Source organism: Rugamonas apoptosis, from assembly GCF_014042355.1.
In the GTDB taxonomy this organism is placed as follows: Bacteria; Pseudomonadota; Gammaproteobacteria; order Burkholderiales; family Burkholderiaceae_D; genus Rugamonas; species Rugamonas apoptosis.
Window position 1 is genome coordinate 63,236 of record NZ_JACEZU010000016.1, and the last position, 24,201, is coordinate 87,436.

Sequence of the window (24,201 nt, forward strand, 5' to 3'; positions counted from 1 at the left end):
CGCGCTGCGCGCGCATCCACGCATGGACGACCATTGTCGCGCCATGCATGGCGATCGGTACTGATTACGCCTCCGCCTTGGCCTTGGCCTTGCGTGGGGCGCGCGGTTTCTTGGGTTTCTCTTCGGTGGCGGCATCGCTACGGCCTTTGACCGCTTCAATCAGGGCGGCGCTGTAGGCGTTACGGGCGGTCTGGGCGATCGCCATTTGCTGTTGCAGACGGCCCAGTTCGGCGTCCACGACCAGGATGTTGGCGGCCTGCGCCTTTGCTTCAGCGCTCAGCTTGTCCGATGCGTAGGACGTGCCGTTGATGTTGATGTATTGAGGTAATGACATTACTTTCCTTTATTGTAATTGCGAGGGTAAAGTCCCGGCAGGCCGTGATTGTATGTCCAACCAGCGCGGCGGGCAAAGCCGGCGCCCGCCACTGTTGGCGGGACACCACCCCGCCCCATCAGCGATAGGTCAGGTAAAACTTCAGGCCGGCCGCGTTTTGCCCCGCCCCGCCCGTCTGCACCAGGGCCACATGGTAGCCGGCGGCGCTGTGGAAGATGTTGCGGCCATAGCTGGGCAAACCATTTATGACGGGCAGCGTCAACTCGCCGCTGGCCTGCATCAGCGCCCCCGTGTAGCGCTGGTAGGCGGCCGGGTAAATAGAGGCGTAGTCGGGATAGCCGCCGGCGCTGGCGGCCAGCACCAGCGTTTCCTGGCCGCTCGACTGGCTCAGGGAAATCAACGCGCCGTTCAGGTTCAGCTTGCCCATATAGGTCAGCTTATCGGTGCGGAAATAGGTGCCGGCCGAGGTGAACACCACCTCCTCCTTGTTCGACAGGAACAGCTGCAGGCCGATCGGATAGTCGCCGTGGTAAGGCGAATCGCCCACTTCCGCCACCGCGTTGGTGTCGGGATTGATGCTGACGTAGGTGATATCAACCGGCGACAAGCCCGCCGACACGGCCAGTGCCTTGTTGTAGACGGACGAATACACGCCGTGCATGGTGCCGTAGAAATAGCCGCCCAGGTTGACGCCCCCGGCCGGCAAGACGGCGCCGCTGCGGGCGTCCAGCACCAGCACGTCCGGATTGGCCCACTGCCCGCCCGTTTGCCCGATCAAATAGGCGATGCCGCTGTTGGTGAGGAACACCTCCGTCTGGGCGCCATTGGTGGCGGAACTGCGCACCACGGCGGCCTTGACCAGGTCGACCAGGGTCAGCACGCCCTCGTGCAGCACGGCGGCCAGCCTGCCGTCCGGGCTCAGCGTGAGCGCCTTGCTGGGCGCCGGCAGCAGCACCGTCTTGATGGTGGCGCCGAAGGGATCGGCGATCTTCAGCGCGTCCGGCGCGGCCGACACCATCACCACCTGGTCCAGCGACTTGCTGTAGCGCGCGTCCAGCGGCGTGAACGGCAGCGCGAGCGTACCGGCGCTTTGCGCCAGCACCCGCACGTCGAGCCGGCTCATGACGGGATGCTTGCCATCGCTGACCTTGACCAGCAGGGAATAATTGCCGGGACGGTCAGGCGTGAAAGCCACATCGGCCGCGCCGGCGGCGCCGATGGCGGCGCTGGAATCGGCGGGCTTGCTGTCGAGCGACCAGCTGTAGCTGAGCGTATCGCCATCGACGTCGTAGCTGAGGCCGGCCGAGGCCGTCACCACGCCCCCCGCCAGCACGGTGAGGGCGTTCTTGTCGATGACGGGCACCGGCACATGGTTGGCGACGGCGACCGTCATGTCCTGCTCGCTCGTGGCACCGGCCGCGTCGGTCACCCGCAGCCGGACCACATAAGTACCGGCACGGTCGGGCGTGAAGCGCACGTCGGCCGTCTGCGGGCCGCTCAGCACGGCGGCGCTGTCGGCCGGTTTCGACTGCAAACTCCAGGCATAGCTGAGCGCACCGGCCTGGGCGTCGCTGCTGCCCGCACCGCTCAGCACCACGTCCGCGCCCAACGATGGGGCGGCCGTTTCCGCCGCCAGCGCGATGGCCGCCTTCGGTGGCGTATTGGGCGCCGCCGCGCCGCCGCCACAACCAGCCAGCGCCAGCATGACAGCGGCCATCCAAACGGGCGCGCGTCGTCCGTAACGGGCTGTGAGCGTCTTCATATCGTCATCCTCGGGAGCAAAAACGGATGATGATATTGGTTTAATTGCAATTTGTAAATGAGAAATATTGGCACAAAAAGATGCGATTCAATCGGGCATTTGGCACCGATGTGCGCCGCCCATCTATCCCACCCGCCCCATCCGGCATCGCGGCAGCGTCTATAATGCGGCACCCATTCCGCCCCCCTGCGCCCCCCATGCCCGCCACCCTCGCCGCCCCCGCCCACAGCGAACTGCTGATCAAGAAAAGCCGCTTCATCGCCTGCGTCCAGCCGATGACGGACCGGACGGCGGCGCAACAGGTGGTGGCGGACTTGAAGGCGCAGCATCCGGCCGCCGCCCATGTGTGCTGGGCCTTGCTGGCCGGCGGCCAGTCGGCGGCTGTCGATGATGGTGAACCGAGCGGCACGGCCGGCCGTCCCATGCTGGACGTGCTGCGCCACCAGGATCTGGAGGGGGTGTTGGCCACCGTGGTGCGCTACTTCGGCGGCGTGAAGCTGGGCGCGGGCGGGCTGGTGCGCGCTTACACGGACAGCGTGGCGCAAGCGTTGCTGACGGCGACCAAGGTGGCCATCATCAAGTCGCGCACGCTGCGCTGCGCCGTGCCTTACGCGCTGGAAGGCTGGCTGCGGCGCGAGCTGGCCGGCGCCCAGGCGCAATTGCTGGAGGTGGGCCATGGCGACGCCGTCGACTTCGCCTTCAGCCTGCCCGCCGACGCCGCCCCGGCCCTCATCGCCCGGCTCAACGAGGCTGGCGGCGGCCGCGTCATCTGGTGCGGCGCGCCGGATGCCATCGACGGTTATTGACAAAACGGCGAGGCCACCAGGGCGCCGCGCCCGCCCGTTCCAGGCGTGCATGCGCGCGGCGGGATCGATCCAGCGGCGCCTGCCGTGCAGCGCGCGCCAAAGCCCGATAAAATGGCCGTTTGCTGTGCGCCGTCGCAGCGGGCGCGGCGACCAGCCGGCGCCTGGAACGATGATGGCGCCATCGGTCCCCTACCCCACCGCGATTTAAAGGCTGTCCATGGCACTGAACGTTATTCTCAATCTGCTGGCCGCGCTGGCCCTGCTCGGCTTCATGACCCGCCAGCAGCGGCGCGGCGCCACGTTCACGGTGCGCGTGTTCACCGGCCTGGGCCTGGGCGTGCTGCTGGGCGCCACCCTGCAAGCGATCTACGGCGCCAGCGCGCCGGCCCTGCACACCACCAGCGAATACCTGGACATCGTCGGCAGCGGCTACGTCAACCTGCTGCAGATGATCGTCATGCCTTTGATCATGGTGTCCATCATCGCCGCCATCCTCAAGCTGCAAGGGGCCGCCTCGCTGGGCAAGATCAGCGTGCTGACCATCGGCACCCTGATGCTGACCACGCTGGTGGCCGCCAGCATCGGCATCCTGATGGCCAAGCTGTACGGCCTGAGCGCCGTCGGCCTCACTTCCAGCGCGGCCGAAGTGGCGCGCGGCGAATACCTGCAGGCCAAGCTGGGCGCGGCCAAGGCCCTCAGCCTGCCCGGCATGGTGCTCAGCTTCATCCCCACCAATCCCTTCCTGGACATGACGGGCGGGCGCAAGACTTCCACCATCGCGGTGGTCATCTTCTCCATCTTCATCGGCGTGTCCGCGACGGGCATCCACAGCCAGAAACCGGAAGCGTTCGCCGCGTTCGAGCATTTCATCGAGGTCGCGCACGCCGTCGTGATGCGCATGGTGTCGCTGGTGCTGCGCCTGACGCCGTACGGCGTGTTCGCGCTGATGGCGCAAGTGGTGTCCACCTCCAGCTATGCCGACATCCTCAAGCTGATCAGCTTCGTGGTCGCCTCGTACAGCGCGCTGATCCTGATGTTCTGCGTGCACCTGGCCATCATCACGGCGGCCGGCCTGCATCCGCTGCGCTACCTGAAGAAAGTGCTGCCGGTGCTGACCTTCGCCTTCACCTCGCGCTCCAGCGCCGGCGCCATTCCCATGAACGTCCAGACCCAGACCCAGCGCCTGGGCACGCAGGAAGGCATCGCCAACTTCGCCGCCTCGTTCGGCGCCACCATCGGCCAGAACGGCTGCGCCGGCATCTATCCGGCCATGCTGGCCGTGATGATCGCGCCCACGGTGGGTATCGACCCGTTCACGCCGCACTTTATCGCCTCGCTGCTGGCCATCGTCACGGTCGGTTCGGTGGGCGTGGCCGGGGTCGGTGGCGGCGCCACGTTCGCGGCCCTGATCGTGCTGTCGGCCATGGACTTGCCGGTGGCGCTGGCCGGACTCCTGATCTCGGTCGAACCACTGATCGACATGGGCCGCACCGCCCTCAACGTGAGCGGCGCCATCACGGCCGGCACCGTCACCAGCCGCGTGCTGGGCCAGACCGACATGGCCGTCTTCCAGCGCGACGACGAACCGGGCGACGACGACCGCATTGCCGCCTGACCCCGAACAATCGGGACATAGGTAAATCGGGACGTAACACATTTCAAATGGTGTTACGTCCCGATTTATTTTAAGGTTCGTCCGGTTTGCCCAGGCCATATTGGGCGAAGATCTGCGCCACCCGCCCGCTCTTGCGCAAATGGCGCATGCCTTCGGAGAAGGTCTTGGCGTAGGCGCTGCCTGGCTGGAAGGCGACGTATTCGTTGTTGCTGTCGATGCAGCCAGCGTTGCGCAAGGCCGCATGGCCGCGCTGGACCAGCTCCAGCGGCAAGGTCCGGCGTTCCTCCAGCACGGCGTCCAGCCGCCCGATATCGAGCATGCGCGCCATGCGCCAGATCAGGTCCGCGCCGCCCGGCACCCGGGTCGCGTCCTGCAGGAACAGTTCCACGTCCGCCGGAAATTTCTTGCCGCTGCCGACGCCTATCCTGATGCCCGCCGCATCGCCGCCCGCCCCGCCATAGCGCCACGCCAACTCCGGACGCGTGAAAAAGCAAAACTGGGTGGTGACGATGGGTTCGTCGGGAAATTGCAGATCGGGCGCGACGGCATGGGTGACGCCGACGATGGCTTGCGCCTGCCCCGAGCGCACCGAAGACAAGGCGCGCGTGAACGGCAGTTGCACGAAACGGGGCTTGGTGCCCGCCGCCGTGAAGATGTCGTTGACGATGTCGACCAGGATGCCGCGGTGCGCGCCCTGCGCCGAGCAGCTGTAGGGGCACCAGTCGTTGATGGCGATGACCAGCTCGTCCGCCCGCGCCGCCAGCGGCAGCAGCAGCAGCGCGATGCTCGACAGCCACAGCCACCACGGACGCCTACGCTTCATTCCCTCTCCCGGTCGATCACCGCCGCAGGCGGCCAGCATGCCGATCATACTCCATGGCCAGCCAGGATGCCTGGAACGAAACAGCGCGTACAGCATGCCGCACGGGCAAAAAAATACCCGCGTGCAGCACGCGGGTATTTCTCATCCGTACCGCCGGAACAGCGGTCAGAACTTGTAGTTGTACGCCACGCCCAGCAGTTGCAGATGGGTCTTGTAGGTGCCGCGCGTGGTTTCGCCGTTACCGGTGCAGGTCGGGATCAGCGGGCTGCAGCTGTTCTTGTAGGTGGTGTCCGCATCCTTGAAGCTCAGGAAGCTGTAGGCCAGGTCGATGGTCGATTGCGGGCTCAGCTTATACGCGGCGCCCAGCGAGAACTGGTAGCGGTCGCTGTCTGGCAGGGCCGGATCGCGCAGCTGGGCGCTCGGCACCGGCGACTGGTCGTAGGCCACGCCACCGCGCAGCGTCACCTTGTCGTCATAGCGATAGTTGGCGCCCAGCGCCAGGCGCACGCTGTTCTTCCACTGCTGGTTGATCACCAGGTCGCCTTCGGCCGTGTTGGGGAACTGGATGTGCAGGTCGCTCAAGCGCGAGTGACGGCTCCAGGTCAGGTCGGCCATGCCGTCCCATTTCGCATCGAACTGGTGGAACACGTTCATCGACAACGTTTCCGGCGTGCGCAGCTTGACCATCGAGGCCGAGTTCAGGCGGTGGCCGCTGGCGGCCAGCACCTTGTTGGTGATCTGGTCGGTCGTCACCATCGAGAAGTCCCACACCGCGTCGCCCTTCAGGCCGTGCGCCACCGACGAGCGGTAGGCGAAGCCGAAGCGGGTGTTCTGGTCCAGCGTGTACATATAGCCCAGGTTGAAGCCGTAGCCCCAGTCCTTGCCGTTGATGGAGGCGTGCGCATCATTGACCGAACCCAGCACGGCCGGGTTGCCGCCCAGCGCGACGATGGTGCCGATCAGTTGGGCGCGGGTGGCGGCGGCGGCCGGGCTGGACAGCGCGGCGACCGTGCCCGGCACGTCGACGGCCTGGCCCAGGTCGGCGTTGAAGTGTTCGGCCATGATGCCGAAACCGAAAGCGTGGTGCTCATTGAGCTTGAACGAGGCCGATGGGTTCAGCGTGACGGCTTCCAGTTTCACGTCCGTCAGCGCGTAACGGCCGGTCCAGGTATTGCTGTAGTTGAGCTTGGCGCCGTACGGCACGAACAGGCCCAGGCCGACGGCCCACTGGTCGTTCAGTTTCTTGCTGGCGTACAGCGACGGCGCCGTCACCGAGTCCGGCGCGTAGCCGTGGGCCGCGGTGCCGCCCGTGGGGGCGCCAGTGAAGTGGGTGGAACCGGTGTCCTGGAAGGTCGAGTGCGGCACCACCACGGTGGCGCCGAAGTTCACTTGCGTGCCATCCAGGCGCGACAAGCCGGCTGGATTGTAGAAGATGGTCGAAGCGTCGTTCGCTTCGGCCGCGTTGGCGTCAGCCGTACCTTGAGCAGCCACGCTTTGCGAACCAAAGCGGTAACCGGATGCCAGTGCGCTGGCGGACAGGGAGCTCAGGGCAACGGCGATGATGAGGGGAAGATATTTTTGATTCAAGGTGGTCTCGCTTTGTAGGTAATGGCTGATCGACGTCAGATTATTCTGTGGGGCCGGCATCGCGCTGGCCTGCGCGGCGGGCATGATGCTGGGTGGCAAGAAGGATACACCAGCCATAAAACATTAAAGTAGAGTAACGGTTCTAATTATGCTACGACCTCAGCAAGATTGCCATTTCCGTACGTTCTTTACCCAAACTAAGCGAAAAGCTGTTGTAAAAAGAAAAGGACCCGCGGGTCCTTTTCCTTATTGCATCAGTGCGCGTCGAGCGCCGGGCCTGGCGGCAAGCCCTTGCCGCCCCGTCCCCGCGCCTTGTTGATGACCCACATCACGAGGCGGAACAGCAGCCGCACGAACACCAGCGTCAGCAGCGCCTCCACCAGCGTCATCAACAACGCCGGCACCGTGGTCCAGCGCAGTTCGCGGCGGCGGAACTTGGCCAGCGCGCGGTCGCGGGCGATCTCGATGCTGTCGTAGAAGGTGGGCACCACCAGCAGGGTCAAAATGGTCGAGGTGATGGTGCCGCCGATGATGGCGATCGCCAGCGGACGGTAGAACTCGCCGCCCTCGCCCAGCCCCAGCGCCACCGGGAACATGCCGGCGATCAGGGCGAAGGTGGTCATCAGGATCGGGCGCAACCGCATGCGGCCCGCGTACATCAGCGCATCCTCGCGGCCAAAGCCTTCCTGTTCGCGCTTGCGGGCTGCGTCCAGCAGCAGGATGGCGTTCTTGGCCACCAGGCCCATCAGCATGATCACGCCGATGAAGCTCATCAGGTTCAAGGTGCTGCCCGTGATCATCAGCGCCAGCACCACGCCGATCAGGGACAGCGGCAGCGACAGCATCACGGCCACCGGCGCCGTGAACGAGCCGAACTGCATCACCAGGATCAGGTACATCAAGCCGATGCCCATCACCAGCGCGATCGCCATTTCCGTGAACAGTTCAGCCTGGTCCTTGCCGGCGCCGCCCAGGTCCAGGCCATAGCCCGGAGGGAAGTCGATGGCCTTGGCCAGTTTCATGGCGTCGTCCGTCACTTCGCCCGGCGAGCGGCCCTGCACGTTGGCCGATACCGTCACCGTGCGCTTGCCGTTCTTGTGCTCGATGGTGGACGGACCCTTGCCCATGGTGATGGTGGCGATCTGGTCCAGCGGCACCATCTGGTTGGTGCCCGTCACGGAGATTGGCAGGCGTTCGATGTTTTCCGCGTTGACGCGGTCTTCCGGCGCCAGCCGCACGGCCACGTCGCGCGACTCGCCCGTGGGGTCGACCCAGTCGCCCACTTCCACGCCGGCGAAGGCCACCCGCAGCGATTGCGCCGCGTCGTTGACGGAAATGCCCATCGAGTTGGCCAGGCCGCGATTCAGTTCAATCTGCAGCTCGTTCTTCGGATCCTGCTGCGACAGGCCCACGTCCACCGCGCCCGGTACCAGGCGCAGCTTGTCCATGTAGGCGCTCGTGATCTCCATCAGGCGGCGCGAATCGGGGCCGGTGAACTCGATCTGCACCGGCTTGCCCTGGTTGCCCAGGTCGTCGACCACGGAAATCTCGGCGCCCACCACATGGCCCAGTTTTTCACGCAATTCGGCGCCGATCTGGAACGCAGTGCGCTTGCGGGTGTTGCGCTTGCCGATGTCGAGGTAGATCCGGCCACCGTTGGCGCTGATGTTGGAATTGGTGTCCTTCACTTCCGGAATGGCGCGCGCCAGTTCGGCGGCCCGCTCCATTTTCAGGCGCGCATATTCCACGCTGCTCGACGGCGGCGTGCGCACGTCGATGGCGATGGTGCTGCGGTCGGCCGCCGGCAGGAACGAGGAGCCGCCGAACTTCACGTGCAGCACGATGGCGCCCACGAAAGTGCCCAGCGCGATCACGGCCATCCAGCGGCGGTGATGCAGCGCCCACGCGATCACGTTGCCATAGCGGTCGGACTGGTGGTCGAACCAGTCGTTAAAGCGCTGCAGCACTTTGCCCAGGCCTTTTTTCGGCGCCGTGTGGTGGTCGGCCGGGTCGCCCCAGTAGGCCGACAGCATGGGGTCGAGCGTGAACGAGATGCCGAGGCTGACCAGCACCGAGCAGGTGACGGTGAGCGCGAACGGCCGGAACCACTCGCCGGAAATACCGGGCATGAAGGCCACGGGGATGAACACGGCGATGATGGAGAAGGTGGTGGCAGCCACGGCCAGGCCGATTTCAGCCGTGCCGTTCAGGGCCGCCGTGCGGCGGTCCGACCCCATCTGCATGTGGCGCACGATGTTTTCCCGCACCACGATGGCGTCGTCGATCAATACGCCGATCGCCAGCGACAGGCCCAGCAGCGTCATGAAGTTGAGCGTGAAGCCGCACAGCCACACGGCGATGAAGGCCGCCACCACCGAAGTGGGCAGGCTGAGCGCCGTGATCATGGTCGAGCGCCAGGAATTGAGGAAGGCGTACACCACGAAGATGGTCAGCACGGCGCCGAACACCAGCGACTCGATCACGTTATTCAGGCTGCGCTGCGATTCGTCGCCGCCGTCGCGCGTGATTTCCAGCTTGGTGCCGGCCGGCAGGGTGGCGTTGATGGCCTTGATCTCGTCGCGCAGCCGGGCCGCCACGGAGACGGTGGATGCGTCGCGCGAGCGGGACACGGCGATCCCCACGTTGGGCTTGCCGCTGCGGATGCTGAGGCCATTCACTTCCGCGAAGCCATCCTCAATGGTGGCCACTTGCGCCAGGCGCACGATCTCGTCGCCACTGCGCTTGACCACCACCTGCTCGAATTCGCGCGGGGTTTCGATCCGGCCCACCAGGCGGATGCTCTTCTCGTCCAGCGTGCCGCGCACCTTGCCCACCGGCGCATTGGTGTTCTGGTTGCGCAGCGCGTTGACCACCTCGCCCACCGACACGTTATATTCACGCAGCTTCTCGGCCTTGAGCAGCACCGACAGTTCGCGCTTGAGCGAACCGTTGACTTTCACCTGCGACACGCCGTCAACGGCGCGGAAGCGGTCCGACAGGGTATCCTCGGCCAGGCGCGAGATTTCCGCGTGGCTCTGGCTGGTGGACGACAGCGCCACCTGCATCACGGGATCGGAGGCCGGATCGATGCGTTGCAGGATCGGTTCGCGCATTTCCGTGGGCAGCTTGTAGCGCACGGAACCGATCGCGTTGCGGATCTCGTCGGACGCTTCGATCAAATTCTTCTTGAAACTGAACTCGATGAAGATGGTAGCCGAACCTTCATTGGCCGTGCTTTCCAGCTTGGTGGCGCCGGAAATGGCCAGCAGCGGTTTTTCCAGCCGGTTGACGATCTCGCGCTCCACCGTGTCGGGCGAGGCGCCCGGATACGGCACGTTGACGATGATGAACGGCACTTCCACGTCCGGGTTCTGGTTCACGCGCAGCTTCTTCAGCGCCAGCAGGCCCAGGCACATCATGGCCACGATCAGCACCAGCGTGGCGATCGGCCGCTTGATACTAAAATCGGATAAGAACATGGATCAGTTCCCTTTCGTCGCGGAAGGCGCGGTGGCGGACGAAGCCTGCGCCGGATTGCCGGCCGACGCCACCACCTTGGGCACCGTCAGCTCCACCACCTGGCCATTGGCGTAGCTGGAATTGGGCACGCGCAGCACGCGGTCGCCGGCGGCCAGGCCGGAACGCACTTCCCACTGGCCGGTGCGCGGGTCGCGCACGCCGATGTTGAGGGCGGCCTTGCTCAGGGCCTTGCCGTTCAGGCGCCATGCGTACGACTGGTCGCCCGAGCGCACCAGGGCCGAATCGGCGATCATCAGCGCGTCCGTCACGTCGGATTCGACGCGCCCTTCCGCATACAGGCCGGACACGCCGGGCAGGCGCTTGTCGGCGAATTCCACCAGCACTTCAACCTGGCGCGTGACGGCGTTGGCCGATGGGTCGACCCGCTTGACGCGGCCCGTGAAGTCCTGGTTGGCATAGCCGTTGACGCGGAAGCGCACCGGCTGCCCCACCTTGACCACACCGATCTTGTCGGCCGACACCAGGCCTTCGAAGCGCATGCTGGCCGGGTCGATCACCTTGATCAATTCCTTGCCAACGGCGGCCGTGTCGCCGTTGGACACCTTGCGGTCGCTGACGATGCCGTCGAACGGCGCGCGTACGCTGGTGCGGCTCAATTGCTGGCGGGCCGAGACGGACTTGGCGCGCGCGGCGGCCAGTTCGCTTTGCAGGTTGTTGCGGCGGATTTCCGAGTCTTCCAGGGCCTGGGTCGACACCATGCCGGACGCGCGCAGCGTCTTCTGGCGCTGGAACGCGCGCTCGGCCTGCTCCAGGCTCTGGGCGGCGGCGCGGGTGGCTTCCTCGGCCGAATTGAGGCTGTCGCGGATGGCCGTCTCGTCCAGGCGCACCAGCACGTCGCCCTTGTGCACGGCCTCACCGTTCTCCTTCAATACTTGCAGCACCACGGCGCTCACCTCGGCGCGCAGGTCGGCGCGGCGCTCGGGCTGGATCGAGCCGGTGATGACGGGGCCGGACGCGAGCGCGTTGGACTCCACCGTCAGCAAGTCTTCCGGCGCGACCTGCAAGGTCACCGCACCCTTGCCGTCTTTGCCCGCTTTATCCGGTGCCTTGGTGGACTTGCCGCAGGCGACCAGGGCCGAGGCGACGGCGAGAGCAACTAAGGTTTTGCGCAACATAAAAAATCTCCGAAATAGATGAACGTCGGTGCGGTTGGAATATTTGTTAAAACTGCAAGGCGCAGAGTATCAACCAGCGCCGCCCGCGCGTCAATCGCACAATGGCTGGACTGCCGGTTTCCGTGCCTGGAACGCGGAATCGGCGGATAAACGGGGGCTGGAAGTGAGAATTGGAGAGAGTGTGGCGGCCGCCCGCAGGGCGCGGGCGGCGAACGTCGGGGCGATCAGCCGCGCGCGAACAGTGCGAAGATCAGGTGGCCCATGGCGATACCGGTGGCCAGGCCGCCGCCGATCTCCACCAGCGTGTGGCCCATGCGCTCGCGCAGCCAGGTGTGGCCGGCATCGCCCTTGGCCAGCCGGTTGATGGCGGCCGCCTGCTTGCCCACGTGCTGGCGCAGGCTGTTGGCATCAATGATGACGATGAAGCACAGCGTGACGGCCACGCCAAACGCCGGATGGCCGATACCCTCGCGCAGCGCGATCAGGGTCGCCATGCTGGACACGACGGCGCTGTGGTTGCTGGGGAAGCCACCGTTGCCCACCAGGTTGAACGCCCATTTGCGGGCGCGCGCGCTGTTGATCAGGAACTTGATCGGGCCAACGATGGTCCAGGTCAGCAAGGGGGTAACGAGGTAAGCGAGGTCCATCAGCGTGTCCTTCATGAAAAACGTGGCGTGGGGGTGCCCGTCCGGGCAAATTGGCGGCCATTATCGCAGAACGCCATGCTGTCTCCCAAGCAAGTATTATAAAATCGGGCCACCTCCACCCTTCACAGCCCAGGAAAGCCATGCAGCATTTCAAATTCTCGTTCGCCGTCACCGCCGTGCTGCTGGGCCTGGCCGCCTGGTGGGGCTACCACCACGCCGGCGCGGCCGGGGTGCTGCAAGCCGTGTGGATCGCGACCGTGCTGGGGGTGATGGAAGTGTCGCTGTCGTTCGACAACGCGGTCGTCAACGCCTCCGTGCTGCGGCACTGGAACCCGTTCTGGCAACGTTTATTCCTGACGGTGGGCATCGTGGTGGCCGTATTCGGCATGCGGCTGCTGTTCCCGCTGCTGATCGTCGCCTTCGCCACCGGGCTGGGGCTGGTGGAAGTGTGGCACATGGCCACCACGACGCCCGACGTGTACGCCGCCCACCTGACGGCCTCGCACGCCCAGGTGGCCGCGTTCGGCGGCGCCTTCCTGCTGCTGGTGTTCCTCAACTTCCTGTTCGACGAGGAAAAGGAATTGCACTGGCTGGGCTGGCTGGAAAAGAAAATGGGCCAGCACGGCACCGACAGCCTGGCCGTGCTGCTGGCCTTGCTGGCCGTGTTCGCCTGCATGGGGGTGGCCGGCAAGGAAGAACAATTCGGCGTCCTGACGGCCGGCGTGACAGGCGTGGCCACCTATCTGGCGGTGCACTGGATCAGCACCCTGCTGGAAGAAGACCCGCAGCCGGACGACGACAGCGACGCCACCGAGACGGGCGTGGAAGCGGTAGGCGCCGGCGCGGCCGCGCTGGCCCTGTCGGCGGCCACCCGGGGCGGCATTGGCGCCTTCCTGTACCTGGAAGTGCTGGATGCCTCGTTCAGCTTCGACGGCGTGATCGGCGCGTTCGCCATCACCAGCGACGTGGTGGTGATCATGCTGGGGCTGGCCATCGGCGCCATGTTCGTGCGTTCGCTCACCGTGTTCCTGGTGCACAAGGGCACGCTGGACGAATTCGTCTACCTCGAACACGGCGCCCATTACGCGATCGGCATCCTGGCGCTGATCATGCTGGCCAGTGTGAAATACGACATTCCGGAATGGTTCACGGGGTTGTCGGGCGTGGCCTTCATCGCCATCTCGCTGTGGTCGTCGATCCTGTACAAGCGGCGGCACGAGGGTTGAACCAGCGGCGGCGGGCGGTTGAACCAGCTGCGGCGGGACGGTTGATCGCCGCGGCGGCCATCCGGTGATAAGATTGCAAACCTTGCCGTCACCCTAACGCGAACTACATGACCACATCCAAACGCATCCTGCTGTCCCTCACCGCCCTGGTGGCCGCCGCCGTGCTGCTGTTCTGCGCCTACACGTGGATCACGCTGCACCTGACCTATTCGGAAGGCGAACGGGCCGGCTATCTGCAAAAATTCTCCAAGCGGGGCTGGGTGTGCAAGACATGGGAAGGCGAAGTGCTGTTGACGTCCATGCCGGGCGCCATTCCAGAAAAGTTTGAATTCAGCGTGCGCGACGACGCCGTGGCCCAGCAACTGCTGGCCGCCACCGGCAAGCGCGTGCTGCTCACCTACGAACAGCACAAGGGCGTGCCCACGGCCTGCTTCGGCGAGACGGAGTACTACATCGCCAAAGTACAGATCAGCCAATAACGCAAACAAAACCGGGGTCAGGTCATGCCCTCACGCAAGATGCGGGCATGACCTGACCCCGGTTTTCTTTTGTACCTTAGCGGGAGCGCCACACGGCGCCGACCGTTTCCACGCCCTGGGTCAGACGGCCGATGACGTCACGGGCGATGGTAGCCGATTGCTCGCGGTCCTTGCGGGCGCGGGCGGCGTCCAGCGAGGCGACGCGGGCTTGGGCTTCGGCCTGCTGGCAAACGCCCTGCTCCGCTTCCACCTTCGCTTGCAGCGCGGCCAGCGCGTTGCGCGCGGCTTGCTGGCGGCGGGTTTCCAGGTCCAGCAGTTGACGCTTGGCGGTCGTCATGGCGGCCGTGGTGTCGGCTACCTTGCGCTGCATGGCGGCGTGCTCCATGGCGGCGGCCAGCAACGCTTGCTGCGCTTGCGCCTTGTCGGCGGCGGCCACGCGGGCCGCTTGCTCGGCCTGCTCGCGCTGACGCAGCGCATCCAGTTCCGCCTGCTCCGCTTCGGCGCGGGCGCGGGCTTCGGCGGCGATCCGCTGTTCCGTTTCCAGGCGGCCGGCGATGGCCTTGGTGGCGCGCGCTTCGGCGGCCGTGGTCTGGCGCTGCTGGGCCAGTTTCTGGTCGATCAGCGCCAGCGACTGGCGCTCCGCTTCCACGAATTCACGTTCGGCCTGCAGCAGCGCTTCGGCGGCGGCGGCTTTTTCCTGCTCCACGCGGGCCCGTTCGGCCTGCACCACGCCCAGCTCCACAGCCAGGCGCGCTTGCGCCGTCAGTGCGGTGGCGGCGGCGGCTTTCTGCTCCGCTTCGATCGCCGTCTGCTCTGCCATCATGCGGGCGGCCGCCGTTTCCTGTTCGGCGGCAGCGGCCAGGCGCTGTTCGGCTTCATGCTGCTGGCGCAGCGCGGCGGCCTGGGCTTGCTCGGCGGCGATGCGGTGCTCGGCGGCTGCCGTGGCGATGCGCTCGGTCTCCATCTTGTCCTTCATGGCGGCCAGCGCTTGTTGTTCGGCGATGGCGCGGGCCTGTTCGGCGGCCAGTAGTTCGGCGGCGCGGGCCGCGCTCTGTTCGGCCAGGGCCTGGGCCTGGCTGCGCGCTTCCACGTGTTCGGCCAGCAGCGCGATCTCGCGTTGCTCGGCGGCGTTCTGGCCGGCGGCCAGTTCGGCGGCGGCGCGCGCCAGCGCGGCACGTTCCTCGGCCAGCTGCGCGGCGCGCTGCTGTTCCAGGCTATCGGCGCGGGCCGCGTCGGCCGCCGCTTCGTCGGCCGCCTGGCGCAGCTTGGCCTGGTCCAGCGCGTGGGCTTCCGCTTCCACCTTGGCCAGTGTTTTCAGTTCCGCTTCCTCCTCGGCCTGCACGCGCGCTTCGGCCACGGTGCGCAGTTGGCGGTCGACGGCGATACGCGCTTCAGTCGCTTGCAGGATGCGCGCCTCGGCGTCGCGGCGAGCCTGGGCGGTGGTGGTGGCCATCATTTCCAGGCGTTCGCGCTGGATGGCGGCGTCGCGGATTTCCTTTTCCGTTTGCAGGCGCAGGTGCAGCGACTGGGCGGCGCTGCGTTCCGATTCGGCCTGGGCCAGCGCGATCTGTTCGCGTTCCTGCTCCAGGTGGGCCAGGGCGCGGGCTTCCTCCAGCGCGCGCACTTCGGCGGCGGCGCGGTTGAAGGCCGATTCCAGCGCGATCTTGTCGGCCCGTTCACGTTCGATGGTCAGCTCCAGCGCTTCCGCTTCGGCCTTGGCCAGATTCTGGGCCGTCTGGCGGGCGGCGTAGGCGTGGCGCTCGCGCTCGCGGGCCAGCGTGGCCATGCGGGCGTCCGCTTCAGCGATGCCCACCACTTCTTCTTTCGCGGCCTGCACGGCGGCCACGCGTTCCACGGCTTGCAGGCGGGCTTGTTCCGTTTGCGCTTGCAGTTCTTCGGCGGCGCGGGCAGCTTGCGCGGCCAGTTCCGATTCGGCGGCCATTTGTTCGGCGGCACGCTTGCGGGTTTCTTCCTCGGCCTTGGCGCGCTGTTCGGCGGCCTGGCGGATCGCGTTGTCCGCTTCGACGCGGGCGCGCAGTTCGGCCGTCTCCTGCTTGACGGCGTCCAGGCGGGCCACGTTGGCCTGGGCGGCGGCGCGCAGCGATTCGAGGCGGTCGCGGTTGGCGGCGATGGCTTCTTCCGATGCCTGGGCGTTTTGCAGCGCGACGGCGGCGGCGGCGGCATCCATGGCGGCGCGGTCTTCAGCCAGGGCGCGGGCGCGCGCTTCGGCGTGGGCCCGGCTCTCGGCGGCGCAGGCGGCTTTCGCTTCCGCTTCCACGCGGGCGATGGCTTCCTGGATGGCGCGCATTTCCAGCGCGGCGCGCGGCGGCTGCGGCGAGGCGCTCATCTGATCCTGGTCATGCGCCGGCGTTGCGGCGTCATCGGCCGAAAATGCGACGGTGAGATTGGCGCCTTCGCGCTGAGCCAGTTGTGCTTGCATGAGAGTTCTCGCTTTCCGCTGCGTCCCGGCACCAACCGGGACTTCTGAGTTGCCATTATCAAACATGGCCCAGACAAGCAGAGCGGCAAGGAGAGCGGGAAATACCCGCTATTTCATGCTTATGAGTATCAGACGAAAAATATATCACCCGCTATTTTCGATATTAAATATGAATTACAGAGGCCGCCGTTCGCCCCATCCGGCTGCGCTCGTCCATGACAGACGATGGGCGCGTCAAATTCCCGACTGCAACATGCCTCATCCCGCCCCCCCAGTCTGCTAAGATGGCTGAGCACAACGGGACAGGCCCCATTCGCCGCCTCGTCTAGACACCTGGCCTAGCAAACGCCACCTGCGCACGCTCGAGTAATTCGACGCTGTTTGAGTGAGATGAATGTATATGGCGGTAAAGCTTAAGAAAATTCAGGTGATCGACCTCCGGCTCGGCATGTTCCTGCATGCCTTCGACAGTTCCTGGCTGTCCACGCCCTTCTGGCGCAGCAAATTCCTGCTCGACGATCCCGCCGTGCTGAAACAGGCCCATGACAGCGGCATCACGACCTGCTGGATCGACCTGGCGCGGGGCGACGATGAAGCCCCGCCTGCCCCACCCGCCCCGCCCCCGGCGCCAGAGCCGACCCCTTTCGAGCGCGAACTGCAGCAAGCGGCCGCCCTGTGCGCGCAGGCGCGCGAGGCGACGCGCTCGATGTTCCGCGAAGCGCGGCTGGGCAACGCCATCGACGTGGGCCAGTGCACCGACCTGGTCGACGAGTTGGCGCGGTCCGTGACCCGCAACCCGGGCGCGCTGATCAGCCTGGCCCGGCTGAAGAACAAGGACGACTACACCTATATGCATTCGGTCGCCGTGTGCGCCCTGATGATCGGCCTGGGCCAGCACCTCGGTCTGGATGAGGCGGCCTGCCGCGAAGCGGGCCTGGCCGGCCTGCTGCACGACCTGGGCAAGGCCGGCATCCCGCTCGAGATCCTGAACAAGCCGGGCAAGCTGACCGACGAGGAATTCGCGGCCATGCGCAGCCATCCGCGCCACGGCTACGACTTGCTGCGCGAAGGCGGCGCCGTCAGCGCCGGCGTCGGCGACGTCTGCCTGCACCATCACGAGAAGATGGACGGCAGCGGCTATCCGGACCGGCTGCCCGGCAGCGACATTTCCCTGCTCGCGCGCATGGGCGCCGTGTGCGACGTGTACGACGCCATCACCTCCAACCGTCCCTACAAGGCGGGCTGGGACCCGTCGGAATCGGTGGCCCGCATGCTCGAATGGCAAGGCCACTTCGATCCCGTCGTGCTGGCCGCATTCGTCAAGCTGCTGGGCATCTATCCGGTCGGCACGCTGGTGCGGCTCAACTCGCAGCGGCTGGCCATCGTCACGGAGCAGAACAGCGGGGCGCTCACCAAGCCCATCGTCAAGGCCTTCTACTCGCTGCGCACCAAGAGCCGCATCGAGCCGGTGCGTATCGACCTGTCGCTGGCCACGGCCAAGGACGCCATCAGCGGCCGCGAGCCGCGTGAACAGTGGGCGTTCGACGACCTGGAGCAGATCTGGGCCGGCGCTGCCGCCGGCCGCTGAGCGGGCCCGCCACCATGTCCAACCGCTACCCGCGCGCCAGCCGCGTCGTCATCGCCGCCGGCGCGGTCCTGATCGGCGCCATGCTGGCCGGCTGCGCGGCCCTGATCTGGCTGGCGCGCCAGCAGGCGATCGACGAGTGGCGCGTCCACCTGAGCAACCTGTCGCTGGTGCTGGCCGAGCAGACGTCACAGGAAGTGACGGCCGCCTACCTGGTGCTCGACAGCATCGCCGAAGCCGTGCAGACGGCCGAGGTGGACAGCCCGGCCGAACTGCGCGAGCGCATGGGCACGGCCACCGTCTACGCCAGCATGCGCGACAAGAAGCGGGCCGCGCCGCAGATCGACGTGGCCACCCTGGTGGCCGACAACGGCGACGTCATCAACTTCACCCGATCCCATCCGGCGCCGCCCATCAACCTGGCCGACCGCGACTATTTCCAGGCCCACCTGCACGATCCCGCGCTGGGCGTGTTCATCAGCGCGCCCGTGCGCAACAAGGGCAACGGCGCCTGGACCTTCTACCTGAGCAAGCGCCTGGCCAACCGCCAGGGCAAGCTGATCGGCATCGCCCTGGTCGGCTTTTCCAGCACCTTCGTGAGCGACTTCTACAAGAAGATCAGCCTGGGGCCGGATGCCAGCATCTCGCTGTACCGGCGCGATTTCACGCTGCTGGCCAGCTGGCCCCACGTCGATGCCAACATGGGCAAGGTCAACCGCACCGGCAGCAGCTACACGCTACTCGAAAAGATGGGCCTGGACCATGGCGTGCTGGTGACGTCCCAGCCCCGTTTTTCCCAGGGTGGCGCGCCGGTGCTGCGCATGGGCGCGCCGCGGCGGGTCGAGCCCTACCCGCTGATCATCAACATCACCATCACCGACCAGCTGTTCCTGGGCCAGTGGCGCCAGTACGCGTTCAGGCTCGGTGCCATGGGCGGGCTGGGCATGGCCGCCGTCGGCCTGGCCTTCGCCTTCCTGCTCCGGGCCGTACGCCGGCGCGAGCAGGACATGGCCCTGATGCAGCGCCTGCAGACGGAGGCCGAAGCGGCCAGCCGCACCAAGTCGGACTTCCTGGCGATGATGAGCCATGAACTCCGCACCCCGCTGACGGCCATCATCGGCTTTGCCGACCTGCTGCAGACGGCCCAGCAGCTGCCCGAGGCGCACGACGCGGGCAAGATCATCGCCCGCAGCGGCCAGCACCTGCTGGCCATCCTGAACGACATGCTCGACCTGTCCAAGGTCGAAGCCGGACGGCTGCAACTGGAGCAGGTGCCGTTTTCGCCGTATGACATCGTGGCCGGCATCCGCACCGCCCTGGAGCCGCAGGCCCACAGCAAAGGCATCGCCTTCATCTGCACCGTCCACTACCCGCTGCCCGGGCAGGTCCTGGGCGATCCGACCCGCTGGCGCCAGATCCTGTACAACCTGTGCGGCAATGCCGTCAAGTTCACCGAATTGGGCACCATCACCCTGACGCTCAGCTACGACGCGGCCCGCGAACTACTGGTCTGCGGCGTGCAGGACACCGGCATCGGCATGTCGGGCGAACACCTGGCGACGCTGTTCCAGCCCTTCAAGCAGGCCGACGCCTCGACCGCCCGCAAGTACGGGGGCACCGGCCTGGGCCTGTACCTGGTGCAGCAGCTGGCCACCAGGATGCAGGGCACCGTGCAGGTGGCCAGCACGCTGGGACAAGGCACCAGCTTCACCGTCAGCGTGCCGGCCGCCCCGGCAGCGGCCGCCTGGCTGGCGTGCGCGCCCCATCCGCCGGCCGCGCCGCCGCAACTGGACGTGCCGCATCTGCATGGCCGGGTCCTGCTGGCCGAGGATGGCGCCGACAACCGCAAGCTGATCGGCGTCTTCCTCGAACGTTGCGGGCTGGCCGTCACCATGGTCGAAAACGGCCAGGAGGCCGTCGAGTCGGCGCTGCGCGACGGCTACGACCTGATCCTGATGGACATCCAGATGCCGGTGCTCGACGGGCTGGAGGCGACCTCGCTGTTGCGCGCGGCCGGCTACGGCGGCCCGATCGTGGCGCTGACGGCCAACGTGATGCGCGAGGACGTGGCCCGCTACCGCGACAGCGGCTGCAACGGCCACCTGGCCAAGCCCATCGATTTCCGGCTGCTGGCGCAGCAGCTCGCGCAGTGGCTGGCGGCCGCCCCGCCGGCGGCCGACGCGCCCCCCGTGGCCGGCTACGCCGCGCAGTGCGAGGCTTACGGCCAGGACTTGCCGGCCCGGCTGGACGCCTTGCAGCATGCCCTGGCCGCCGGTATGCTGGAAGAAGCGGCCAGGCTGGCCCACATGCTCAAGGGCTCGGCCGGCGCCTTCGGCCTGGCCGACGCAGGCACGCTGGCCGGCGCCATCGAACGCGCGGCAGGGCATGGCGACGCCGCGCGCGCGCAGCACGCGCTGGATCAAATCAATCAACTGGTGACGGTGCGCCAATGGCGCGCCGCGGGAGCTTCCCATGCGACTTCCTGACCTCGGCAACATCCTGATCGCCGACGACGAACCGGCCATGCGCAACCTGCTGCAATCGGTGCTGCACAGCCATGGCTTGCGCAACATCCAGCTGGCCAGCAACGGCCAGCAGGCGGCCGACATGCTGGCCAAGGACGACTGCCGGATCGACCTGGCGTTCATCGACCTGCACATGCCAGGACTGAGCGGCCTGGAAGTGCTGGCGCTGGCCAAGACGCTGCGGCCGCAGTGCTATTGCGTGGTCGTCAGCGGCAACAGCGACGTGTCGAACGTGATGGCCGCCATCCGCAGCGGCGCGCGCGGCTTTATCGTCAAGCCCTACACGGTCAACAAGGTCAGCGACATATTGCAGAAATTCTGCCGGGACTGGGCCGAGTTGGCCGCTGCCGCGCGCGGCGCATGAAACGTGCAGCCGGCCGCGCCAGGTCCTACACGGGCCACAGGGGCGGCTCGTCCATCAGCGCCACCTGCTCGCGCAACTCCAGGATGCGGTCCTGCCAGTAGCGCTGGGTGTTAAACCAGGGGAAGGCGACGGGAAACGCCGGGTCGTCCCAGCGCCGCGCCAGCCAGGCCGAGTAATGGATCAGGCGCAGCGTGCGCAGCGCTTCCACCAGGTACAACTGGCGCGGATCGAATTCACTGAAGTCCTCGTAGCCGGCCAGGATGTCGCTCAACTGGCGCACCTGCTCGTGGCGCTCGCCCGACAACATCATCCACAAGTCCTGCACGGCCGGGCCCATGCGGCTGTCGTCGAAGTCGACGAAATGGGGGCCGGCGTCGGTCCACAGCACATTGCCGCCGTGGCAGTCGCCGTGCAGGCGCAACTGGGCCACCGTGCCGGCCCGCGCATAGCAGCGGCGCACACCGTCCAGCGCCTGATCGACCACGCTGCTGTAAGCGGCCAGCAGTTCGGGCGGGATGAAACCGTTGGCCAGCAGGTAGTCGCGCGGCTCGATGCCGAAGGTGTCGGGGTCGAGGCTGGGCCGCTCTGTGTACGGCTTGAGCGCGCCCACGGCGTGGATGCGGCCGATGAAGCGCCCGGTCCACTCCAGCACGGCCGGATCATCCAGCTCGGGCGCGCGGCCGCCGTGGCGCGCGAACACGGCGAAGCGGAAGCCCTGGTATTGGTGCAGCGTATTGCCATCCAGCGCCAGCGCCGGCACCACGGGAATTTCGCGCTCGGCCAGTTCGGCCGTGAACGCGTGTTCCTCCAGGATGGCCGCGTCACTCCAGCGCGCGGGCCGGTAGAACTTGGCCACCAGCGGCGCGCTGTCCTCGATGCCGACTTGATAGACCCGGTTCTCGTAGCTGTTCAGCGCCAGCAGGCGGCCATCGCCGCGCAAGCCCACGCTGTCGAGCGCATCGAGCACGCAATCCGGGCTCAAATCGGAAAAGGGATGGTGAGGATGGTCGCCAGGGGCGCCGGAAAGTTCATCGTTATGCATGCCGCCATTGTACGTGGCCGCGCCCTGCCCGGCGCAAACAAGTGGGCAGCACACCGCCACGCAGCGTATACTGTCGCCTTCAACCCGATAAAAAGAGCTAAATATGCAACTCGATCAGCCACTGAGCGAAAAAGAATTCGACGAACTGGATAACTTCCTGCTGTCCGACCGCGCCCCCGAGGACGCGATGACGATGGACACCCTGCACGGCTTCCTGACGGCCATCGCGATCGGACCGGAAACCATCATGCCGGCCGAATGGCTGCCCAAGATCTGGGGCCAGGATGGCAAGGACGTGCCCAAGTTCAAGCACGCCAAGGAAGAGGAACGCATCGTCAACCTGATCATGCGCTTCATGAACGAAGTACTGGTGACGTTCGAAGTGGCGCCCAAGGAATTCGAGCCGCTGTTCGTCGAGCACGAGCACGAAGGCCAGACCCTGATCGACGCCGAAGCATGGTGCTGGGGCTTCTGGGAAGGCATGGAACTGCGCCCCGGTTCGTGGAACGAGATCTGGGATTCGGAAGTGGGCGACCTGATGCGCCCGATCTACCTGCTGGGCGCCGACGAGATCGAGGAAGAGGAACTGCCGCTGGTGGAAGACCCCGCGCTGGCGCACAAGCTGGCGCTGGAACTGGAAGCGAACCTGCCAGCCATCCACAAGTTCTGGGTACCGCGCCGTAAAGCGCCGGTCACCACCGTCAAGCGCGAGGAGCCGAAAGTGGGCCGCAACGACGATTGCCCTTGCGGCAGCGGCAAGAAGTACAAGAAGTGCCATGGCGCCGCCGAATCGGGCGCCGAGTAAGCGGGAATAAGGTCAGCCCGCTCGGGCTGACCGCAATAGCGGGCACGGCAGGGGCGCAGCATGCACGCCCCGCCCCGCAACGACTCAGGCCGTCGCGCCTGACGCCGGCAACGTCAATCCGAATACTTCGCGCACCACGGCGGCCCGTTCCTCGGGCGCCACGCTGCGCTGCTCGACCCGGCCACGGCTGATGGTCTTGAGCGTATCACCCAGCAGGATGGCACGACCATCGCCCCGATGCTGCACCAGCAGCAGCGTCTTGACGAAGATGGAGTCAGGATGGGTCGAGTTCAGGTAGTTGGCCGGCATGAAGTCGATCCACTCCTGCGGCGACAGGTCGAAGCCGAACTGGTTCTGCCACTCCCCGCCCACCTTGGCTTGCAGCAGGTATTCCCGCTCATTGGGCATGCTCAGCATGAACACATCGTCATCCTGCGCCAGCTCCGCGTCGAGCAGGTCCAGCCGCACGGGCGCGCGGATGCCGTAGCTGCCGAACCCGAGGTCGCACAACCAGCGCACGCCATCGAGCGTGACGACGATGACCATGTGGGTGCGCGGCCGCCGCGCCGGATAGAACATGGGCCGCGCCGCCACCAGCTGGTAGGGCACGCCCAGCGCCTGCAGCGCCATGGCGAAGATGCCATTGACTTCGTAGCAGTAGCCGCCGCGGCGGCGCGCCACGATCTTGTCCACGATTTCTTCCGGGACCAGCGACACGATCTTGCCGGCCTGGACGTCCAGGTTCTCGAACGGCACCGTGAACAACTGCTGCCGCATCATGGCAGTCACCGTGGCCAGGTCGGCCCTGGCCTCGCCGGTGTAGCCGATCCGGTCCAGATAATCCTGCAATACGAAGTTCTCTGCGTGCATGGCGCTCCTTGGGTTGAGGTCCGCTTACAGCTTGATGAAGTGCTCGCGGTAGTATTTGAGTTCTTCGATCGATTCGATGATGTCGGCCATGGCCGTGTGCTTCTGGTGCTTCTTGAAGCCGGACACGATCTCAGGCTTCCAGCGCTTGCACAGCTCTTTCAGGGTCGACACATCGACGTTCCGATAGTGGAAGAACGCTTCCAGTTTTGGCATGTAGCGTACCATGAAGCGGCGATCCTGGCCGATGGTGTTGCCGCACATAGGCGACTTGCCAGCCGGTACCCACTGTTTGAGGAAGGCGATCAGCTCCACTTCGGCCTGGGCTTCCGTCACGGTGGAGGCCTTGACGCGCTCGGTCAGGCCGGAACGGCCGTGGGTGCCCTTGTTCCAGGCATCCATCTTGTCGAGCGTCTCGTCGCTCTGGTGGATGGCGAACACGGGGCCTTCGGCCAGCACGTTCAGGTGCATGTCGGTGACGACCACGGCCACTTCGATGATGCGGTCGGTATCCGGCTCCAGGCCCGTCATTTCCATGTCCACCCACACCAGGTTGAGTTCATTGGGACGCTGGGGCGCGGGGGCGACACCTTGGGTTGCTGCGAAGTCGGTAGCTTGTGACATAATTCTCTCTTGGCG

General features: G+C 66.2%; 19 protein-coding genes. 8 read left to right on the forward strand and 11 right to left on the reverse strand.

The features are described 5' to 3' along the window. Positions 1-64: 64 nt before the first annotated feature. Positions 65-334 carry a DUF6447 family protein gene (locus tag H3H39_RS25165; protein WP_220461676.1) on the reverse strand — a complete coding sequence of 90 codons (270 nt, stop codon included), beginning with the start codon at positions 332-334 and terminating at the stop codon, positions 65-67. Positions 335-452: 118 nt separating this feature from the next. Beyond that, positions 453-2,096 carry a PKD domain-containing protein gene (locus H3H39_RS25170; RefSeq protein WP_182157142.1) on the reverse strand — a complete coding sequence of 548 codons (1,644 nt, stop codon included), beginning with the start codon at positions 2,094-2,096 and terminating at the stop codon, positions 453-455. Positions 2,097-2,293: 197 nt separating this feature from the next. Here H3H39_RS25170 and H3H39_RS25175 point away from each other — a divergent pair, with 197 nt between their 5' ends. Together H3H39_RS25175 and H3H39_RS25180 are read left to right on the forward strand one after the other, a co-directional pair. Next, on the forward strand, positions 2,294-2,902 hold the full coding sequence (locus H3H39_RS25175; protein WP_182157143.1) for an IMPACT family protein: 609 nt from the start codon (positions 2,294-2,296) through the stop codon (positions 2,900-2,902). 217 nt (positions 2,903-3,119) lie between these two features. Then, complete coding sequence (locus tag H3H39_RS25180) at positions 3,120-4,517, forward strand: L-cystine transporter (RefSeq protein ID WP_182157144.1); 1,398 nt, start codon at positions 3,120-3,122, stop codon at positions 4,515-4,517. A 70-nt stretch (positions 4,518-4,587) separates the two neighbouring features. On the opposite strand, the gene H3H39_RS25185 is transcribed toward H3H39_RS25180, so the two are convergent. The 5 genes from H3H39_RS25185 to H3H39_RS25205 all read right to left on the reverse strand — a co-directional run bounded on the left by H3H39_RS25185 (position 4,588) and on the right by H3H39_RS25205 (position 12,229). Then, positions 4,588-5,340, reverse strand: coding sequence for a substrate-binding periplasmic protein (locus tag H3H39_RS25185; RefSeq protein ID WP_182157145.1), 753 nt, complete (start codon positions 5,338-5,340; stop codon positions 4,588-4,590). Positions 5,341-5,505: 165 nt separating this feature from the next. After that, on the reverse strand, positions 5,506-6,927 hold the full coding sequence (locus H3H39_RS25190; RefSeq protein WP_182157146.1) for an OmpP1/FadL family transporter: 1,422 nt from the start codon (positions 6,925-6,927) through the stop codon (positions 5,506-5,508). A gap of 254 nt (positions 6,928-7,181) precedes the next feature. After that, positions 7,182-10,406: an efflux RND transporter permease subunit gene (locus tag H3H39_RS25195; protein ID WP_182157147.1), complete on the reverse strand. Its 3,225-nt coding sequence runs from the start codon at positions 10,404-10,406 to the stop codon at positions 7,182-7,184. Between the two features lie 3 nt (positions 10,407-10,409). Beyond that, positions 10,410-11,582 carry an efflux RND transporter periplasmic adaptor subunit gene (locus H3H39_RS25200; protein WP_182157148.1) on the reverse strand — a complete coding sequence of 391 codons (1,173 nt, stop codon included), beginning with the start codon at positions 11,580-11,582 and terminating at the stop codon, positions 10,410-10,412. Between the two features lie 224 nt (positions 11,583-11,806). Continuing rightward, positions 11,807-12,229: a divergent PAP2 family protein gene (locus H3H39_RS25205; protein ID WP_182157149.1), complete on the reverse strand. Its 423-nt coding sequence runs from the start codon at positions 12,227-12,229 to the stop codon at positions 11,807-11,809. Positions 12,230-12,369: 140 nt separating this feature from the next. Between H3H39_RS25205 and H3H39_RS25210 the strand changes: the two genes are divergently transcribed. Both H3H39_RS25210 and H3H39_RS25215 read left to right on the forward strand, forming a co-directional pair. Further along, a complete protein-coding gene (locus H3H39_RS25210; protein ID WP_182157150.1) occupies positions 12,370-13,455 on the forward strand; it encodes a DUF475 domain-containing protein in 1,086 nt (361 codons plus the stop codon). 107 nt (positions 13,456-13,562) lie between these two features. Next, positions 13,563-13,934: a DUF8785 domain-containing protein gene (locus H3H39_RS25215; RefSeq protein ID WP_182157151.1), complete on the forward strand. Its 372-nt coding sequence runs from the start codon at positions 13,563-13,565 to the stop codon at positions 13,932-13,934. A 76-nt stretch (positions 13,935-14,010) separates the two neighbouring features. Here H3H39_RS25215 and H3H39_RS25220 read toward each other — a convergent pair whose 3' ends face one another. Further along, positions 14,011-16,374, reverse strand: a complete 2,364-nt coding sequence (locus H3H39_RS25220; RefSeq protein WP_182157152.1) for a coiled-coil domain-containing protein — start codon at positions 16,372-16,374, stop codon at positions 14,011-14,013. Positions 16,375-16,774: 400 nt separating this feature from the next. Here H3H39_RS25220 and H3H39_RS25225 point away from each other — a divergent pair, with 400 nt between their 5' ends. Genes H3H39_RS25225 through H3H39_RS25235 form a run of 3 tightly spaced genes read left to right on the forward strand, consistent with a single transcriptional unit; the run spans position 16,775 to position 20,848 of the window. Further along, positions 16,775-17,962, forward strand: a complete 1,188-nt coding sequence (locus tag H3H39_RS25225; RefSeq protein ID WP_182157153.1) for a cyclic di-GMP phosphodiesterase — start codon at positions 16,775-16,777, stop codon at positions 17,960-17,962. A gap of 14 nt (positions 17,963-17,976) precedes the next feature. Then, positions 17,977-20,445, forward strand: a complete 2,469-nt coding sequence (locus tag H3H39_RS25230; protein WP_182157154.1) for a hybrid sensor histidine kinase/response regulator — start codon at positions 17,977-17,979, stop codon at positions 20,443-20,445. Further along, a complete protein-coding gene (locus tag H3H39_RS25235; protein WP_182157155.1) occupies positions 20,432-20,848 on the forward strand; it encodes a response regulator transcription factor in 417 nt (138 codons plus the stop codon). The genes H3H39_RS25230 and H3H39_RS25235 overlap by 14 nt, the downstream gene beginning before the upstream one ends. A 25-nt stretch (positions 20,849-20,873) precedes the next feature. Here H3H39_RS25235 and H3H39_RS25240 read toward each other — a convergent pair whose 3' ends face one another. Beyond that, positions 20,874-21,890: an SrkA family protein kinase gene (locus H3H39_RS25240; RefSeq protein WP_182157156.1), complete on the reverse strand. Its 1,017-nt coding sequence runs from the start codon at positions 21,888-21,890 to the stop codon at positions 20,874-20,876. Between the two features lie 103 nt (positions 21,891-21,993). Between H3H39_RS25240 and H3H39_RS25245 the strand changes: the two genes are divergently transcribed. Beyond that, positions 21,994-22,695, forward strand: a complete 702-nt coding sequence (locus H3H39_RS25245; protein WP_182157157.1) for a UPF0149 family protein — start codon at positions 21,994-21,996, stop codon at positions 22,693-22,695. Between the two features lie 84 nt (positions 22,696-22,779). Here H3H39_RS25245 and H3H39_RS25250 read toward each other — a convergent pair whose 3' ends face one another. After that, positions 22,780-23,565 carry an arylamine N-acetyltransferase family protein gene (locus tag H3H39_RS25250; protein ID WP_182157158.1) on the reverse strand — a complete coding sequence of 262 codons (786 nt, stop codon included), beginning with the start codon at positions 23,563-23,565 and terminating at the stop codon, positions 22,780-22,782. Between the two features lie 24 nt (positions 23,566-23,589). Beyond that, positions 23,590-24,186 carry an oligoribonuclease gene (gene orn / locus H3H39_RS25255; RefSeq protein ID WP_182157159.1) on the reverse strand — a complete coding sequence of 199 codons (597 nt, stop codon included), beginning with the start codon at positions 24,184-24,186 and terminating at the stop codon, positions 23,590-23,592. Between the last annotated feature and the right edge of the window lie 15 nt (positions 24,187-24,201).